The sequence below is a fragment of the Streptomyces fuscigenes genome (genome assembly GCF_021556455.1).
GTDB classification, from domain to species: Bacteria; Actinomycetota; Actinomycetes; order Streptomycetales; family Streptomycetaceae; genus Streptomyces; species Streptomyces fuscigenes.
In genome coordinates, this window is the sequence record NZ_JAKGCV010000018.1 from 1 (window position 1) to 16,091 (window position 16,091).

General features: G+C 72.8%; 15 protein-coding genes. 2 read left to right on the forward strand and 13 right to left on the reverse strand.

Annotated features, from left to right (window positions below; genetic code table 11):
* Positions 1-68 precede the first annotated feature (68 nt).
* The 4 genes from L1885_RS04010 to dhaK form a co-directional block, all read right to left on the reverse strand.
* Complete coding sequence (locus L1885_RS04010; protein ID WP_235795561.1) at positions 69-938, reverse strand: ABC transporter substrate-binding protein; 870 nt, start codon at positions 936-938, stop codon at positions 69-71.
* A 463-nt stretch (positions 939-1,401) separates the two neighbouring features.
* On the reverse strand, positions 1,402-1,830 hold the full coding sequence (gene dhaM / locus L1885_RS04015; protein WP_235795562.1) for a dihydroxyacetone kinase phosphoryl donor subunit DhaM: 429 nt from the start codon (positions 1,828-1,830) through the stop codon (positions 1,402-1,404).
* Positions 1,827-2,474, reverse strand: a complete 648-nt coding sequence (gene dhaL, locus L1885_RS04020) for a dihydroxyacetone kinase subunit DhaL (RefSeq protein ID WP_235795563.1) — start codon at positions 2,472-2,474, stop codon at positions 1,827-1,829. The genes dhaM and dhaL overlap by 4 nt, the downstream gene beginning before the upstream one ends.
* 83 nt (positions 2,475-2,557) lie before the next feature.
* Positions 2,558-3,550: a dihydroxyacetone kinase subunit DhaK gene (gene dhaK / locus L1885_RS04025; RefSeq protein WP_235795564.1), complete on the reverse strand. Its 993-nt coding sequence runs from the start codon at positions 3,548-3,550 to the stop codon at positions 2,558-2,560.
* Positions 3,551-4,580: 1,030 nt separating this feature from the next.
* Between dhaK and L1885_RS04030 the strand changes: the two genes are divergently transcribed.
* Positions 4,581-5,408 carry a shikimate dehydrogenase family protein gene (locus L1885_RS04030; protein ID WP_235795565.1) on the forward strand — a complete coding sequence of 276 codons (828 nt, stop codon included), beginning with the start codon at positions 4,581-4,583 and terminating at the stop codon, positions 5,406-5,408.
* Between the two features lie 577 nt (positions 5,409-5,985).
* On the opposite strand, the gene L1885_RS04035 is transcribed toward L1885_RS04030, so the two are convergent.
* The 9 genes from L1885_RS04035 to L1885_RS04075 form a co-directional block, all read right to left on the reverse strand.
* Positions 5,986-6,498 carry a LeuD/DmdB family oxidoreductase small subunit gene (locus L1885_RS04035; protein ID WP_235795566.1) on the reverse strand — a complete coding sequence of 171 codons (513 nt, stop codon included), beginning with the start codon at positions 6,496-6,498 and terminating at the stop codon, positions 5,986-5,988.
* The gene (locus L1885_RS04040) at positions 6,495-7,745 is read right to left on the reverse strand and encodes a 3-isopropylmalate dehydratase large subunit (RefSeq protein WP_235795567.1); all 1,251 of its coding nucleotides are present in this window, start codon (positions 7,743-7,745) and stop codon (positions 6,495-6,497) included. Before L1885_RS04040 ends, L1885_RS04035 begins: the two co-directional genes overlap by 4 nt.
* The gene (locus L1885_RS04045) at positions 7,742-9,022 is read right to left on the reverse strand and encodes a 3-isopropylmalate dehydratase large subunit (RefSeq protein WP_235795568.1); all 1,281 of its coding nucleotides are present in this window, start codon (positions 9,020-9,022) and stop codon (positions 7,742-7,744) included. Before L1885_RS04045 ends, L1885_RS04040 begins: the two co-directional genes overlap by 4 nt.
* Positions 9,019-9,582, reverse strand: a complete 564-nt coding sequence (locus tag L1885_RS04050) for a LeuD/DmdB family oxidoreductase small subunit (protein WP_235795569.1) — start codon at positions 9,580-9,582, stop codon at positions 9,019-9,021. The genes L1885_RS04045 and L1885_RS04050 overlap by 4 nt, the downstream gene beginning before the upstream one ends.
* A 74-nt stretch (positions 9,583-9,656) precedes the next feature.
* A complete protein-coding gene (locus L1885_RS04055) occupies positions 9,657-10,736 on the reverse strand; it encodes an ornithine cyclodeaminase family protein (RefSeq protein WP_235795570.1) in 1,080 nt (359 codons plus the stop codon).
* On the reverse strand, positions 10,733-11,794 hold the full coding sequence (locus L1885_RS04060) for a M24 family metallopeptidase (protein WP_235795571.1): 1,062 nt from the start codon (positions 11,792-11,794) through the stop codon (positions 10,733-10,735). Before L1885_RS04060 ends, L1885_RS04055 begins: the two co-directional genes overlap by 4 nt.
* Positions 11,791-12,981 (reverse strand): M24 family metallopeptidase, encoded by a 1,191-nt coding sequence (locus tag L1885_RS04065; protein WP_235795572.1) that lies wholly within the window; start codon positions 12,979-12,981, stop codon positions 11,791-11,793. Before L1885_RS04065 ends, L1885_RS04060 begins: the two co-directional genes overlap by 4 nt.
* Positions 12,982-12,984: 3 nt before the next feature.
* The gene (locus L1885_RS04070) at positions 12,985-14,514 is read right to left on the reverse strand and encodes an MFS transporter (protein ID WP_235795573.1); all 1,530 of its coding nucleotides are present in this window, start codon (positions 14,512-14,514) and stop codon (positions 12,985-12,987) included.
* Between the two features lie 37 nt (positions 14,515-14,551).
* On the reverse strand, positions 14,552-15,022 hold the full coding sequence (locus tag L1885_RS04075; protein ID WP_235795574.1) for a MarR family winged helix-turn-helix transcriptional regulator: 471 nt from the start codon (positions 15,020-15,022) through the stop codon (positions 14,552-14,554).
* Positions 15,023-15,343: 321 nt separating this feature from the next.
* Between L1885_RS04075 and L1885_RS04080 the strand changes: the two genes are divergently transcribed.
* On the forward strand, positions 15,344-15,754 hold the full coding sequence (locus L1885_RS04080) for a winged helix-turn-helix transcriptional regulator (RefSeq protein ID WP_235795575.1): 411 nt from the start codon (positions 15,344-15,346) through the stop codon (positions 15,752-15,754).
* Positions 15,755-16,091 lie beyond the last annotated feature (337 nt).

The following is a 16,091-nucleotide window of genomic DNA, read 5'->3' on the forward strand; positions in this document are numbered from 1 at the left end:
GGCGGCTGCGGGCAGTCCCGGGCGGGCGCGGCGCCGGACGCCGCGCCCGCCCGGCCGGCGCGGGCGCCTCACATCGCGTCGGCGACCGTTTCGAAGAACGCCGCGTGCGCGTGATGGCTCGCCGGCGGCTCCGGATTCCACGGCAGGATCTGCGCGCGCTCCGCGATCTCCCGCCACCCGGCGCTCCCGGCCAGCCGCTCGGCGGACGCCGCGTTGGTCCGTACGTCGGCGAGCACGATGTCGGGCCGCAGCGCGGCGGCCTCCTCCCACTCGACCGTGCGCCAGTTGCCCCCGGCGTCGTCCCCCGGCCCGGTCAGGGCGACTCCCAGGTCCCGCAGCGCCCGCAGGTCCGGCCAGGCGGCGGCCCGGGCGAGGTACGCCGTCTCGGCGCCCGCGGCCGAGAGGGCCAGCACGCGGGGGCGCGCCGTACGTGCGGCGAGCGTACGCAACCGCTCCTGCGCCCGCGCCAGTTCGGCCTGCCCCGTCTCCGTGGCCCCGGGCCGCGCGCCGAGCGCCCGGGCGAGGTCCGCGAACCGGTCTCGCAGGGCGGCCAGCGAGCGCGACGTGCCGACGTCCAGCACGACGAGGGGCACCTGCTCGCCCAGGTGCTTGGCCGTGTCGGGGTCCAGGCCGTAGACCTGGTCGCCGCCGTAGGTCACGGCCACGACCAGGTCGGGCGCCGCCGCGAGCAGTCCGTCCAGGTCGACCCCGCTGCCGGAGCCGAAGGACCGTATCTCCTCGAGGGGCAGGCCGCCCGCCTTGGCCGGGTCCTGGGCTGCGCCGTCGTGGTGCGAGCCGAAGAGCCCCTCGGGCCGCAGCCCGTGGTCCCAGAGCGTCGCGCCGGCCTGGATGTACGCCACGAACCGCTCGGGGCGGCTCGGCGCGGTGACCCGGAGGCCGCGGTCGTCCGTGAAGTCCCAGGTGTGCTGCGCATCCATCGTCGCACTCGCCTCGATCCCGTCGGTAGTGGTCCCTGAGCGGCGCGCCCGGCGCCTCTCACTGACTGCCCAGCGGGGAGCGGCCGGATACCAACGGAGGCCGGGGAAAGGCGACATGCCCCCACCGGAGGCTCACAGAACCGACACGTCGCTGACGGGCCGGCGACCGCCCGGCCCCCCCCGCCCGTCACCCGGGCACGGGGCAGAGGGGCACGGGGCACGCGCGGCCGACCGCACACGTACCGGTGCCGCGTGCCACCGCCCGGTAGCGCGTGCGAAGCCGCGGGGCGTTCGCGGGGGTCGTGCTCCGCGGCGGCGCCGCCGTGCGGACTCGTGCGACGGCGTGCGCCCTCGCCCGGCTCGCCACGGAGCCGGCGACCGCCCCGGCACCGTCGCGGAACGGCGGGACCCCCGTGCGCGGCGCGGAGCGCGCACGGGGGTCCCGGGAGGGCACAGGGCCCCGTCACACCTTGCGGTAGTCGTACGCCTCCGTGGCTGCCGCCACCACCGCGTCCAGACCGGCGCCCGCCGAGGCGGTCACCGTCGCGGCGACCGCGCCCTCGACGAACGGCGCGTCCACCAGCCGCGCGTTCTCCGGCAGTTCGTCCTCGTCGAGGAGGAGCGTCTTCACCGTCAGGACGGCGCTGCCGACGTCCACCAGCAGCGCCACGCCCGCCCCGCGGTCCACCTCGGCCGCCGCAGCGACGATGAGTTCCGAACTCGTGCCGAGTCCGCCGTCCGGCGTGCCGCCCGCCGCCGCCACCGGCGCCGTCGTGCCGCCGCCCGCGAGCCCCTTCGCCAGCTCGGCGACGGAGGACGCGACGGCGGCGCTGTGCGACACCAGCACGATTCCGACCAGCCCCGCGTCCGCCTGTGCGTCCCCCGCGCTCACTGCCCGCTCCCCGCTGCCGGGGCCTGCCCGGCGATCTCGGCCAGAGTCGTGACCAGCAGCGCCGCCGACGTGGCACCCGGGTCCTGGTGGTCGATGCTGCGCTCGCCGAGGTAGCTCGCCCGGCCCTTGCGCGCGAGCAGGGGCGTCGTCGCCACCGCGCCCTCCTCGGCGGCGCGCGCGGCCCCCTCGTACGACGTCGCCAGGGCGTCGACCGCGGGCTCCAGCGCGTCCAGCATCGTCTTGTCGCCCTTCGCGGCGCCGCCGAGCTGGGCGACCGCCGCCACGCCCTGGCCCAGGGCGTCCGCGAGCGCCGCACGGTCCACCTCGGCGGCGTCGCCCAGGGCCTTGCCCGTACGGCGCAGCAGGGTGCCGTACAGCGGACCGGACGCCCCGCCGACCGTGGAGATCAGCTGCCGACCCGCCAGCGTCAGTACGGCGCCCGGGGTGGCCGGGGCGTCCTTGGCCAGCACCTCCGCCACGGCCCGGAAGCCGCGCTGGAGGTTGCTGCCGTGGTCCGCGTCGCCGATCGCCGCGTCGAGATCGGTCAAGCGGGACGCCTCACGCTCCACGGCGGCCGCGCAGGCGGTCAGCCACCTGATGAAGAAGGCCGCATCGAGGGCCTGCCCGGACTCTTGCTCTGCCACGTCATCTCCTCGCGCCCGAACTGCGTGCTGCCCCGGCCGCGCAGGCGGCCGCGCGCACCGGGACCGTACGAACCCCCGGCACGTCAGCGGCCCCAGCGCAGCGCGGGGGTCGAAACCGGCGCGTCCCACAGCCGCAGCAGGTCGTCGTCCACCTCGCAGAGGGTGACCGAGCAGCCCGCCATGTCCAGGGACGTCACGTAGTTGCCGACGAGCGTACGGGCCACCGTGACGCCACGCTCACCCAGCACCCGCTGCACCTCGGCATTGAACCCGTACAGCTCCAGCAGCGGGGTGGCGCCCATGCCGTTGACCAGCGCGAGCACCGGCCCGCGGGGCTGCAGGTCCTCCAGGATCGCGGCGACGGCGAAGTCCGCGATCTCCCGCGACGTCATCATGGCGCGGCGCTCGCGGCCGGGCTCGCCGTGGATGCCGATGCCGAGCTCCAGCTCCCCCTCCGGCAGGTCGAAGGTGGGGCTGCCCTTCGCGGGGGTGCTCACGGCGGTGAGCGCGACGCCGAAGCTGCGCGACGCCTCGCTGACCTGCCGGGCGATCGTCTCGACGCGTTCGAGCGGCATGCCCTCGTCGGCCGCGGCGCCCGCGATCTTCTCGACGAACAGGGTGCCGCCGGTGCCGCGCCGGCCCGCGGTGAACAGGCTGTCGGTGACCGCGACATCGTCGTGGACCAGCACCTTGGCGACCTGGATGCCCTCGTCCTCGGCCAGCTCGGCCGCCATGTCGAAGTTGAGCACGTCGCCGGTGTAGTTCTTCACGACGAACAGCACGCCGGACCCGCTGTCGACGGCGGCCGCCGCACGCACCATCTGGTCGGGTACGGGGCTCGTGAAGACCTCGCCGGGGCAGGCGGCGGACAGCATGCCGGGCCCGACGAACCCGCCGTGCAGGGGCTCGTGGCCGGAGCCGCCGCCGGAGACTATGCCGACCTTCCCGGCGACGGGGGCGTCCCGCCGGACCACGACGCGGTTCTCCACGTCCACGGAGAGGTCGGGATGCGCCGCGGCCATGCCGCGCAGGGCGTCGGCGACCACGGTTTCCGGCACGTTGATGAGCATCTTCATGCGTGTCTCCTGATCATTTTATCAGCGGAGCCAGCGACCTGCTTCTCTGCTGGTCAGAGCTATCTTGCGCTGTTCGTGATCTTGGCGATGCGTGGCGGCTCGGAGCGGCTTCCGGCGGTACTGTCGGTGACCAGTTGCTGACGTGGCTGACGTTTCGTCAGTTCTTCCTCGGAGTGGCTGCAAGTCGCCGGGACCTCCATGCAAGCAGTATCGGCCCTGCGGGCGCGGAGGTCACCTCGACGCTGAGGAGGCGCGACCGGGTGCCCCCGCCGAGGTGTCAGACGTCAGGGGCCCTCACGGGCGGTGACGCTTACTTCGTCGACGTCGACCTGCGGTGTCGGTCGCGCAGGCCTCTCGGGCTCCTTACCGCTGGAGCCGTCCGGACGCGTCGGAGGGGGCCGGCCGCCTGCGGTACGTGGAATGTCCTCGCCCGACCTGGCCGGGCCCGAGACCTGCGACGGGCCGCCCGACACCGGCCTCGCAGTAGAACAAATTTCCTGGTATGGCAAGAAAAGGAACCGGCTGCGTTCACGGCACGCCTTGAACCGTGCCCCGTACGTCCCGATCGTCGCCCCCGACGTGTCTCGCATCGACCGCGGCAGCAGTCCGGGGGAGTGCCGCGGCTGCCGGCGACGCGACGAAGAACGGGAGCGGAGTCGGCGGGAGGGCCACCGCCGGCCGCAGGAGGACGCAGCCGGCGCCGATCCCGAATGACCGGGATTGGCCGGCCGGCAGCCCGGGTTCGCCCGGCAGCTCCTCCGTACGGGCCCCGCAAGGGCGTGGGGTTGTGTCCCGGGCGGTGGGCAGGCCGGTCGTGCGTGAGCGATGCGCGGGCGGACCGGCGCTGTTGTGTCCCGGCGGTTGCCGCCAGGCAAGCAGGGCGACGGCCTCCGCCGTCGGCCGGCTGTGGCGGTTTGATCGGGTCCTGCCATCCGCCTCGCAGGGCCCCGTGGTGTTTTGCGCGCGGCCGTCGCCGGAGTGACCCTGGTCAGTGGGCCCCGGTAAAGGACGATGTGATGGGCGGTGTGGTGTGACCTCTTACGAGCCGGCGCACCGGGATTTCCTCGCCGTCACCGGGGACACGCTGATCTGCGTGCAGGTGGCACATCCAGCCGGCCAGGTGCGGGCGCCGGGCGAGGCGAACCGGTTCCTGCAGTCGCGTTCCATCGACGCGCTGATGATCGCCGCCGACGTGACTCCGGCGGATCTGCCGGGGTTTGTGGCAGGGCTGCGTGGCTGGGGCAACCTGTGCGGGCTCAGCGTGACCATGCCGCACAAGGTCGCGATGGCGCGCCTGGTGGACGAGCTCGCCCCGACCGCCGCGGACGCCGGGACCGTCAACGTCGTCCGGCGGGATCCGGACGGGAGGCTGACCGGGGCGACCTTCGACGGCACCGGCTACGTGGCGGGCCTTCGTGCCCAGGGACACGAGGTGGCCGACCGCAGAGTGACCGTGGTAGGTGCCGGCGGGGTCGGCCGGGCGGTCGCGTTCGCACTGGCCCGAGGCGGGGCGGCCCGGGTGAACGTGGTGAACCGGACCCGGGCGCGCGGCGAGGAGCTGGCCGCCGACCTGGCCGACCGCACCGCACTGGCCGACGTCCACAGCGTCGAGGTTCCCGCCCCGGACGACGACATCGTCGTGAACGCCACCTCGCTGGGCATGGACCCCTCGGACCCGCTGCCCGTCGACGTGGGCCTGCTGTCCCCGCAGACACTCGTAGGAGAGGTCGTGGCGAACCCCGACGTCACGCCGCTGCTCGCGGCCGCCGAGGCGCGCGGGCTCGCCGTCCACAAAGGGATCCAAATGATGGCGCCCCAGTTCCTGGAAGGCGCCCGATTCATGCGCCTGATTCCCTGAGGCCGGGCCGCCGGCGTTGTTCGTTCCTGACCACCGCTTCGTTGGAGGGGAGGCTGCCTGGCCGGGGGCACGGCTGCGCCCGGCCGAACTGCGGACCCCGTTCCGCGGGTGCAGCGTCGAGGTACGGCATGCGAGCAGTTCACGCGCAGGCCGCGGCCGGGTGGCGGGACGCACCTGCGCCGGTCGGGCGCGAAGATCCTGATCAGCGGGATCTGCGCGCACGCCCGCGGCCGCGGTCACCAGTACATGAGCTGGGACGTGGCAGCGCACACGTTCCGGTCGCCGCCGGAAGGCTGTACCGGTGCGCATGGGCGAGCACACGGGTACGGGGCCGACCGGGCGGAACAGGGCGCGCTGCTGGAGGCGGGTGGCGGCGGCCCGCGACCCGCCTGGGCCGGCGTGGCGGCGCTCGTACGCGCCGGGCGGTCAGGACGGCCGCGCTCGTGCCCGTGACATGAGAGGCCGTCCGACTGCCGCGTTCCCAGGCCCGCCCGGGCCCGCCCCGGGACGGGACGGCCGGGAACGCCCCGGGAGGCACGGCACCCGCGACCGCGCCTCCCGGGTGGTGGCGAGGAGTTCAGCGCGCCCGCGCCCCGCCGAACAGCTCAGGCCGGCCTGCCGCCAGCGCGATCAGGCCCCCCGCCTCCAGCATCTCGACCAGGAAGCGGTCGGCCGGAGCGCCCGACGCCGTGGCGCCCGTCCTGGTGTTGGTGACGGCCCCCGTCGTGAGGTCCGCGCGCAGCACGTCGCCCGCGCCTGCCAGCGCCGTGACGCCGGGCACTTCGAGTGCGGGCAGGCCGACTTCGAAGCAGTTGCGGTAGAAGGTGCGGGCGAAGGACTCGGCGACGACACACCCGATACCCGTGCCCTGGAGCGCCTTCGTGGCAATGGCGCGGCCCGACGACTGGCCGAAGTGCCGTCCTGCGACCACGATGTCCCCCGGCGCGACGTTCAACGGAAAATCGGGGTCCAGGTCCTCCAGTACGTGCCGGGCCATCACCTCCACCGGTTCGAACACGTACTGGGGCTTGACCAGCCGGTCGGTGGGCACGTTGTCGCCGAAGATCCAGCACTTGCCCTCGAACCTCACGGTGTGCTCCTCTCGGCGATCTCGCCGGCCGCGGCCGACGCGGCCACGGTGCCCGCCGAGGCCAGGTACATCTCCGCGTCGGTGCTCCCGTTGCGGCCCGGGAAGTTGCGGGCGTGGGTGGAGACCATGGCTTCGCCCGCCGCCATGGCGCCCATGTTGATGGCCTGGTTGGACCCGGTGCTCGGCGGGAACCAGGTGGCGCCCGCCTCGTGCAGCGCGAGCACGAGTCCCTCCCGCACCGCCTGCGCGAAGATCTCCCGGCTCGACGGCACGATGTTGAAGCGGGTGCGGGGGTGGACCGTGCGGCCCCGCAGGACCTCGGCGGCCGTCCTGATGTCCTCGATCCTGCCGCCGCCGTGGCCGCCCAGCTCCGCGTAGTCCACAGGGCGTCCCGCGACGTCGGAGACGGCCTTGGCGTTGCCGACCGTCGGCGGACACGCGACCTGCGGCACGACGTCGCTCACGTCGAAACGCAGTACGGACGCCGCCTCGCCGCCGTCGCCGCGCGGGAAGTCGTCCGGCAGCCCACCCGGCAGCGCCCGGACGAACGCCTCGGTGACCTCGTCGGGCTCGACGTAGCTGCACTTGGCGCCGAGGTCTACGCACAGCAGCGGGAACAGCCACCGGTCCCAGAAGCCGAGCTGCTTGACGTAGGGACCGGTGAACTCCAGGGCCTTGTAGTTCATCGCGCCCTCGCCGATCTGCGCGGTCAACCAAAGGGCCACGTCGCGAGGGGTCGTGCCGGGCCGCGGGACGCCGTGCAGCTCGATCCCCACCGTCTCCGGGACCCTGAACCACGCCTTGCTGTACGGCAGTACGGTGCCCGCGTGCGAGTCGTTGCCCAGCGCGACGGCGAGCGCCCCGAGCGCGCCGTGCACGGGGGTGTGGCTGTCGGAGCCCACCACGATCATGCCCGGCTTGACGAAGCCGCCCCGCACCGCGGCGTGGTGCAGGTTGCCGCTTCCGCAGTCCAGCAGGTTGATCCCGGTGCGGCGGGCCCACTCCCGGTTGTGGTGCAGGACGTCCGCCTGCTGCTCGGTGGGCGGCGAGTAGTGGTGGTCGAAGACCATCAGGGTGCGCTCGGGGTGGGGGATGGGCAGCCCGACCTTCTTGTCGTAGACGCCCGAGGTGAGATAGCCGCTCAGGTCGTGCATCAGCAGCATGTCCACCTCGGCGATGACGATCTCACCGGGTTCGACGGACGGCTTGCCGCTCGCCCTGGCGAGGATCTTCTCGACCAGGTTCACCCCATCACCTCCGCGGGGTTCGTGATGACACCGGTGATCGCGGAGGCGGCCGCGGTGGCGGGGCTGCTCAGATAGATGCGGGAGTCGTAACTCCCCATACGACCTTGGAAGTTGCGGTTGGCCGTGGAGAGGGTGGCCTCGCCGTCGGCCATCGCGCCCCCGTTGCCCGCGCACGCGCCGCAGCCCGCGTTGGTGATCATCGCGCCGGCCTCGACGAGGGTGGCGAGCACACCGGTCCTCGACGCCTTCGCCATCACCGCGCTCGACGCCGGCGTGACCACGAGGCGCACGCCGTGGGCGACCTTGTGGCCCTTGAGGACGTCCGCCGCGATCTCCAGGTCGTCGTACTTCGCGTTGGCGCAGGACCCGATGAACACCTGGTCCAGACGCGTCCCGCTGACCTCGTCCACGTCCACGACGTTGTCCACGGTGTGCGGGACGGCGATCTTCGGGGTCAGCGTCGAACCGTCCAGTACCACCGTGTCCCGGTACTCGGCCCCCGCGTCCGGCAGCAGCACCTCGTAGCCGTCCGCACCGACGCCCGCCTCGTCCGCCAGATAGGCGCGGGTGGTCTCGTCGGGCGCCACATAGGCGTTCTTCGCACCCATCTCCATGGCCAGGTTGCAGAACGTCATGCGCTCGGACACCGAGCGCGAGCGCACGTACGAGCCGCCGAACTCGGCCGAGCAGTAAGTGAGTCCGTCAGCGCCGAGGTCCCCGATCAGCTTCAGCATCACGTCCTTCGCGTAACTGCCCACCGGCAGCTCCCCGTCGATCTCGACCCGGACCGACTCCGGCACCTTCACCCACAGCTTGCCGGTGACCCAGGCGGCGGTGATCTCGCTGAAGCCCACACCCGTGCCGAACGCGCCCAGCGCGCCGTAGATCGTGGAGTGGGAGTCCGTGCCGATGACGAACTGCCCCGGGCGTATGAGGCCGTTCTCCATCAGCACGATGTGCGCGATGCCCGCGTTGACGTCGTAGAAGTTCTTGATTCCCATGCGGTCGGCGAACTCGCGGCACAGCCGGTGGTCACCGGCCGTCTTCGCGTTCATCGCGGGGGAGATGTGGTCCATGACCATCGCCACCCGGTCCGGGTCGTAGAGGGTGCTGACACCCATGCGCTCCAGCGTGCGGATGCAGCGCCAGCTCGCCGTGTGGCTCATGTACACGTCCGGGAAGGCGTCCACGATCTGTCCCGGGGCGAGGCCGCTCTCGCCGGACGCCCGCTCTATGGCCTTCTGTGCGAAGGTCCTGGGGGCCGTGAGGGTGCTCATCGGGCCGCGCGCTCCTCTCGTTGCTCGTCCCGCTCGATGCCGCGCATGAGGTGGGGGATCAGACCGCCGTCCCGCAGGATCTCCTTGAGGCCGCTCGGATAGGGCGCGAAGCCGAACGTCCGGCCGGACGTCTCCACCGTGCCCTCGTCGTAGTCGACCCACATCTCGCCCTCGCCGCCCGCTGCCGCGAGCGCCGTGACCGCCTCGGGGCACTCGACGGCGACGAGGCCCGTGTTGATGGCGTTGCGAAAGAACACCCGCGAGAAGGAGGCCGCGACGACGGCCTGGATCCCGGCGCCGAGCAGGCAGGTCGCGGCCTGTTCACGGGCGCTGCCGCAGCCGAAGTTGCGTCCCGCGACGACGACCCTGCTGGCGCGCAGCCGCCGCTGCACCTCGGGGCCCAGCGGCTCGAAGGCGTGCTCGGCGAGTTCCGCCGGGTCGATGCTGACGAGATAGCGCCCCGGGATGATGACGTCGGTGTTGACACTCTCGCCGAAGGTGATGGTGGGGCCGCCGATCCGGTGGCGGCCCGGTTGCTCTGCCGGTTCACGACTGCTCATGTGTATCGGTCTCCTCCTGTCGTTCGGGGGCCGGGGCCCGGCCCCGCGGCGGGGCCGAGCCGTGCGGGCCGCGGTCAGGGGCTCGTGTCCTCCAGGAGCCAGTCCGTCGGCACCTCATGGCCCAGTCCCTGGGCCTCGGCGAGCTGCAGGGCCCGCGCACACACCGCCGCGAACTGCACACCCATGCCGGTGTTGTTGGCGAACACCGTGATGTCGTCGGGAGACGTACGGCCGGGCGCCTCGCCCAGCAGCAGCTCACCCAGTTCGCGGATGTCCTCCCAGCCGAGCCTGCCGCGCTCGACAGGCCCGAGGATGTCGTACTGCTTGTCGTGGTGGACCTGCTCGCGGGAGAGCACGGTGATCCTGCTCGCCCGGTCGAAGGTCGTGTCGTCCAGCTCGCGCCTGGTGGCGGTCCCGTCCGGCGAGGTGATGGCGGTGACGTGCGTGCCCGGTTCGAGCCAGGCCCCGTCGAAGCAGGGCTCCATCGCGGCGGTGGCGCAGGTGACGATCCCGCAGCCCGCCACGGCATCCCTGCGCTCCGGGACCGCGACGATCCTGCGCCCGGTGCGCTCGCTCCAGGTCGCGGCGAAGCGCTCGCGGTTCTCCGGCGTCGGGCTGTAGACGCGCACCTCCTCGATGCCGGGCCGTACCAGCAGCAGTGTCTCCAGATGGGCCTGGGCCTGCCAGCCCGAGCCGAACATCCCGGCCACGGTGACGTCCTCGCGCGACAGTTCGCGGATGCCGAGTGCCGAGGTGGCTCCGACCCGCATCTTCTGCACGAAGCTGTCGTGCAGCATCGCCAGCGGCTCCAGCGTGGTCAGGCTGTACAGCGTCACCAGGCCGACGTAGCGGTTGCCCGGTGCCGCGGGGATCAGCCTGCGCCGGCGCACACCGCTCGGCAGCGTCTCCACGCCCGCCATGTCCGAGGTGATGCGCAGGGCCCACACGCCGCTGGAGACGTTGCCGCCCTCCTGCGACTTGAAACGGAAGCCGAAGCCGGGCCACCGCTCGTCGCCCACCGGGAAGTAGGTGTGGTTGCGCGGACGGTTGGCGCCCCGGCCGCTCGACAGCTCGCGGTACGCCGTCGTCAGCGTGTCGAGGCACTCCTCGGCCGTGAGCACCTTCTCGACGTCGGAGTTGGACAGGATCCTCATGCGACCGCCTCCCCGGACGCGGCGGTGAGGACCTCGGCGCCGTCCCCGGTGACCAGGACGGTCTCGCCGACCGCCGCGTAGCCTCCCGCTTCGAACAGCACGTCGACGGCCACGGCGACCACCGAACCCTCCGCCATCGGTTCGTCCGCCGCCCGGTGGCGGTACTCCCCGTCCGTCGCCAGGTCGGCCTGGTTGACCCAGCGCACCTGAGCGTCGCTCCCGGCGGGCAGCAGGGCGAGCGCGGGTCCGCCCGCCTCGGTGAGGTGGCGTGCCGTCACCCCCGGCCCGACAGCCCCCAGCGCGGCGTCGAGAGCCTCCCGCAGCGCGCCCGTCCACGAGGGCCCGTCCGTGTCCGCGAGGCGCGCCGCGTGCAGCCATCCGGTCCTGTACTGGCCCGTCACCTGCACGCACGCGACCCCGTCGGGCGCGTGCGCCACCCGGGTCGCCACGTCGAGGAACCCGGCGCCGCGCACCACGCGTTCGACGACCGCGGTACGCGCCCGGGCGTCGAGGCCGGCGGCCGCCGCGTCCCGTGCCGCGCGTCCCACCACCGTCCCGCCCTGCCGCAGCAGCGCGAGCTCCGCCCCGGAGACGACCGCGCGCCGCTCGCCGACCAGCTCCGGCAGCTCGGTGACCCGCCAGCCCGGCAGGGCCGCCGCCACCTCCTCGACCAGCGCTGCGGGCCAGCGCGCCGCACCCACCAGACCGAGCGTGCCGTGCGGCATCCCGTCCAGCAGACCGGTCACGAGCGCGCCGAAGCTCCTGCCGCTCTCGATCCGCTCCACCGTCGAGACGCGCCGCATCCACGGGTGGACGCGCGGCGACAGCTTCGTGAGGAACACCGGCTCGCCGCCCGCCGGGACCGCGAGGATGCCCTCGTTCCAGTAGATGCACAGGTTCGTCAGGTACGCGATGTCGTCCGAGGCGAAGACGTCCCCGTACACCAGGGCGACGTCCACCCCCTCCGCGACGAGCCGGGACCGCAGCGCGTCGCCGCGCTCCCGCCACTCGCCCGCCGGGACCTCGGCCTCGTCGAGCACCACCAGTCCGCGCTTCACGCGGCGGCTCCCTTCTCGCTGTGGAACAGCTTCCGCTCGGTGGCCACCAGGACCTCGCAGCCGTCCGCCGTCACCCGCACCGGATCGCCCAGCACGTGGTAACCGGCCAGCGGCGTATAGGTGTTGGGGTGGATGATGAAGACGGCGTTCTCCGGGAGCACCGTCTCGTTGCCCTCGATGATCGGCGTCTCGTCCAGGTGCAGGCCGTGGCCGTGGCCGCGCACCCGGGTGTAGCGGCTCGTGCAGTACTCGCCGTACCCGTACGCCCGGAAGACGTCGTTCTGCGCCTTCGCCACGTCGTGGGCGGTGACGCCCGGACGCACCGAGGCGATGCCTGCCGCCACCGCCTCGTCGAACAGGGCGAACGAGCGCCGCTGCCCCTCGTCCGGCCTGCCCACCACGGCCGAACGGCAGATCTGCAGCCAGTAGCCGTCCATCTGCGGGGTCAGCTCCGTGCGGACCATGTCGCCGGCCTCCAGCACGCGCGGGGTCGGCGCGGTCATGCCGCGCACCTCGTCCTTGCCCGAGGCGATCAGCATGAAGTTGTCCTCGGCGCCCAGCTCCTTGATGCGCGCTTCGACCTCCGCGACGATCCGGAACTCCGGGAGGCCGGGCTCCAGGACGTCCACGAACGCCTCCCAGCCGGCCGCGCAGACCGCCGCACTGCGCCGCATGCGGGCCAGCTCCCAGTCGCTCTTGACCAGCCGGACGCCGTCCAGGAGCCGAGTCGCGGAGACGATCTCCGCTCCGGGGACGGCCCGGCGCAGCGCCGCGTCGAGCATGGCGGGCAGCAGTTCCAGATGCGCCACCCCGATGCGGCGCGGGCGCAGGTCCCGCAGCCGGCCGATCAGCGGCTCCGGGTCCCACACGTCCAGGACGCCGGCGTGGTCGACCCAGCCGGTGCCCGCGAGTTCGGGCAGATCGCCGCGGCGCGTGGAGAAGGCGGACACCTCACCGGAGGCCGGGAACAGCACCATCGACGAACTGCCGGTGATACGCGCGTCGGTGAAGTACCGCACGTTCTCCCTGCGCCAGCCGGGGCCGTACGCGATGACGGCGTCGAGCCCCTCGGCCGCCATCGCGGCACGCACCTTGCGGTGCCTGAGGTCGCGCTCCGCCCCGTCGGCGTCCGGGCCGCCGGGCGGCGCCACCGTCGCCGCGGATTCCGTGTCGCTGGCCGTGGTCATGCTTCACCTGCCTGTCTCTTGGTCCTGCGGTGATGTGAGTCCGGTGACGGGGGGCCGCGGCGACGGGATGCCGTCGGTCCTTCGCGGCGCCTCCGGGACGGCCGCGCGGGACGGTGTCATCAGGGCGGCGATCTGCTCGATCGTCCTGCCCCTGGTCTCGAGGACGCCGAGCAGGCCGCAGCCCCCGGCGAGCAGCGAGACCACGGCGAACAGGACGAAGAAGACGTAGCCGGGGGAGTGCAGTGCCAGCACCCAGCCGATCACCGTGGGAACGACGAGTCCGCCGACCTTCTGCCAGGCGGCCGCCCAGCCGAGCCCCGTCGCCCGGTTGAAGGTCGGATAGAGCTCGCCGGCGTAGACGAACAGGGTGCTCCCTGCGATGCCGCTGCCGAAGAACGTGGCCGCGCAGCCGAGCACGATCACTGAGGGAGTGGTCGAGGCCGCGCCCCACCACAGGCACAGTGCGCCGCTGAGCAGCAGGGGGTACGCGATCGTCGGACGCCGCCCGACGCGCCGGGCGACGAACCCGGCGAGCAGGGCGCCCAGTACACCGGCGGCCGTGATGACCGCCGTGTACGTGAGGCTGCCCAGCAGGCCGATCCCCTTCTTCTCCAGAATGGACGGCAGCCAGGTGGACAGGCCGTAGAGGAAGGCTCCCGCGCACAGCTCCATGAACCAGAGCGCGAGCGTGTGCCTGCGGTAGCGCCCGGTCAGGAGCCCGCGTACGGAGCCCGCGGACGGCTCGGCCGGCCGGCCGGTCCCGCCCGCACCGTCCGGGCGCGGGTGGGCGTGCCCGGACGCCGGAGCGGGAGCCCGGCCCGCCTGCCGCTGCCGGGGAACGAGCGCGGCGACCACGGCGAACGCCTCGGCGTGCCGCCGCCGGCGCAGCAGATAGCGGACGGACTCCGGCAGGACCGCCACCATCACGGCGCTCACCACGACGGGCGCGACGCCGATGTAGAACATCGCACGCCACCCGAGCGACGGGACGACCGCGGCGCCCACCAGCGCGGCCACGGGAAGCCCGACGAGCCAGGCGGCCGTCGCGGCCGTGACCAGCGGAGCCCGGTGCCGGGAAGGCACGAACTCGGTGATGTACGGGAGCACCACCGCGATCTCGGCGCCCAGCCCGACACCCTGGCAGAGCCGTGCCGCCAGGAGCGACGGGTAGTTCCAGGACAGGGCGGCCAGGACCGAGAAGGCGGCGAAGACCAGGAGGCACGCGGCGAGGGGGAACTTGCGGCCGAGGCGGTCCGAGACCACTCCCGCGGTCGCGGCACCGAGCAGCATGCCGAGGAAGAGCGCGGAGCCGAGGTAGCCGGCCTGCCCGCTGCCGACGTGGTAGGAGGCGACGACCCCCGGCATGACGACGCCCGTCGTGTTGATGACGAAGCCGTCGAGGAAGTGGCCTGCGAGTGCGGTGCCGTAGATGATGCCGTGCCGCCGCGTGAACGCGGAGTCGTCCAGTGTGGTGAGGAGATCGGGCGGGGCAGCGTCCTGCGGCCCGCCGTCGGTCGTGCGTGGGTTCGTCACGAACGATGCCACCTCCTTGTGTGGCTACGCCCCCGGGTTATCGGTCGTCGAGGCTCCCCTGGACATCGAGGAACAGCTGCCGCAGCGGGGGCAGGATCCGGTCCTGGAGCTCCTGCGGCAGGTGTGCGGTGAGTTCGGAGGTGAACTTCGCCAGCGCCTCGCTTCCCGCTGCGAGTGCCGCGGTGCCCGCCGGGGTGAGCGCGAGCTGCATGGTGCGGCGGCTGGTCTCCGAGGTCCTGCGGGTGAGCAGGCCCTGGTGGACGAGTTTGTCGACGCTCTGCGACATCGTGGAGAGGTTTCTGCGAGCGAGCTTCGCGAGGGCCGTCAGCGACGTGTGTCCGCCGTCGACCCGGGCGAGGATGCGATATTGACGGATCGTCAGGGGCTGATCCAGTGAGGCGAGGATCTCGGTCTGCAAGCGGGTGAGCCTGCCGCCGAGTGCGACGAGGACCTCTCCCAGAGTGTGTCCGGGGTCGGGGGACGACGGTGGGGGAAGGCGCCGAGTCATCAGTTGGGGCTCCGTACTGTCCGGTACCCGAAGTATCTGGCTCCTGGAAGCTACGCCCGGCCGGCGCGGGGCGGCAAGGGGTCGTACCGAAGTCGTTCGTACGCGCCGGCGGGAGCCGCCGAGGGCCCGGGCAGGACCAGGCGGCGGGGGGAAGAAGAAGTGCTCGGCACCGGAAAACGCGCACCGGCGCATTTCCCGTGAGCGCACACGTCCCGGCCCCCGACTTCTTACGGCGGGGCCCGGTGGGGTGCAGAGTCCCCCGCTTTCGTCAAGCCTTGTCCGGCGGATCGTCACCTGAATTTCCTGTCGTACGATGGCGCCATGGAAGGCGCCGAAGAGAGGTCGTGCACGTCGATTTCTGCGGCGGGGGCGTCGGGGGATCACGGACACCGCTGTTCACGTCCCGACGATGGCACCGTTGAGGTGTTCGCCCTTCTCGGAAAACGCTGGACAGGGCTCCTGATCGCCGCACTGCTGAAGGGGCCCGGATTCTTCTCCGAGTTGCATCGCGCGGTGCCCGGCATCAGCGAACGCATGCTGGCCGACCGGCTCGCCGAACTGTCCGCCCTCGGCCTTCTCGTACGCATCGTCGACGACGGCCCGCCGGTGCGTGTCTCCTACCGACTCACCGATGCCGGCCGCGCGTTGGGGCCCGCGATGGCGGAACTGTCCCAGTGGGCACGGTCCCACCTGGCCGGCACGCGGGCGCCGGGCCCGCGGCGTGACGCCTGAGGCCGTCGAATCCGCTCGGGGCCCGGCGCCCGGTCGTACGGGCTCGCAGCGAACCCGCACGCCCGGTCGTACGGGCTCGCGGCGAACCCGCCCGTGGAACGGCCGCCTTTCTCACCTCATTCGTGCCGGGACGCCGCCGGGAGTGCCGCTGTTCCCTTCCGCGGGGGACCCTTTCGCTCCGCGCGACTCGATCCAGAGGCTTAGGTCTCCGGCCTCATGACAGCCGGGCGGATAGGCTCCAGAATGTTGCCTTGTCCGGCCGCGACGGATCCGGGAACCGGATACCGTTCGACCCCGTGGGAAAGAGGTGGGCGTTCACACCTGTTCCCTGAGGAAG

Bases quoted from the DNA above. Each gene is read 5' to 3' on its own strand.
- L1885_RS04010 (WP_235795561.1), bottom strand. From the start codon at position 938: ATGGATGCGCAGCACACCTGGGACTTCACGGACGACCGCGGCCTCCGG.
- dhaK (WP_235795564.1), bottom strand. From the start codon at position 3,550: ATGAAGATGCTCATCAACGTGCCGGAAACCGTGGTCGCCGACGCCCTG.
- L1885_RS04045 (WP_235795568.1), bottom strand. From the start codon at position 9,022: ATGAGCACCCTCACGGCCCCCAGGACCTTCGCACAGAAGGCCATAGAG.
- L1885_RS04050 (WP_235795569.1), bottom strand. From the start codon at position 9,582: ATGAGCAGTCGTGAACCGGCAGAGCAACCGGGCCGCCACCGGATCGGC.
- L1885_RS04055 (WP_235795570.1), bottom strand. From the start codon at position 10,736: ATGAGGATCCTGTCCAACTCCGACGTCGAGAAGGTGCTCACGGCCGAG.
- L1885_RS04065 (WP_235795572.1), bottom strand. From the start codon at position 12,981: ATGACCACGGCCAGCGACACGGAATCCGCGGCGACGGTGGCGCCGCCC.
- L1885_RS04075 (WP_235795574.1), bottom strand. From the start codon at position 15,022: ATGACTCGGCGCCTTCCCCCACCGTCGTCCCCCGACCCCGGACACACT.
- L1885_RS04080 (WP_235795575.1), top strand. From the start codon at position 15,344: ATGGAAGGCGCCGAAGAGAGGTCGTGCACGTCGATTTCTGCGGCGGGG.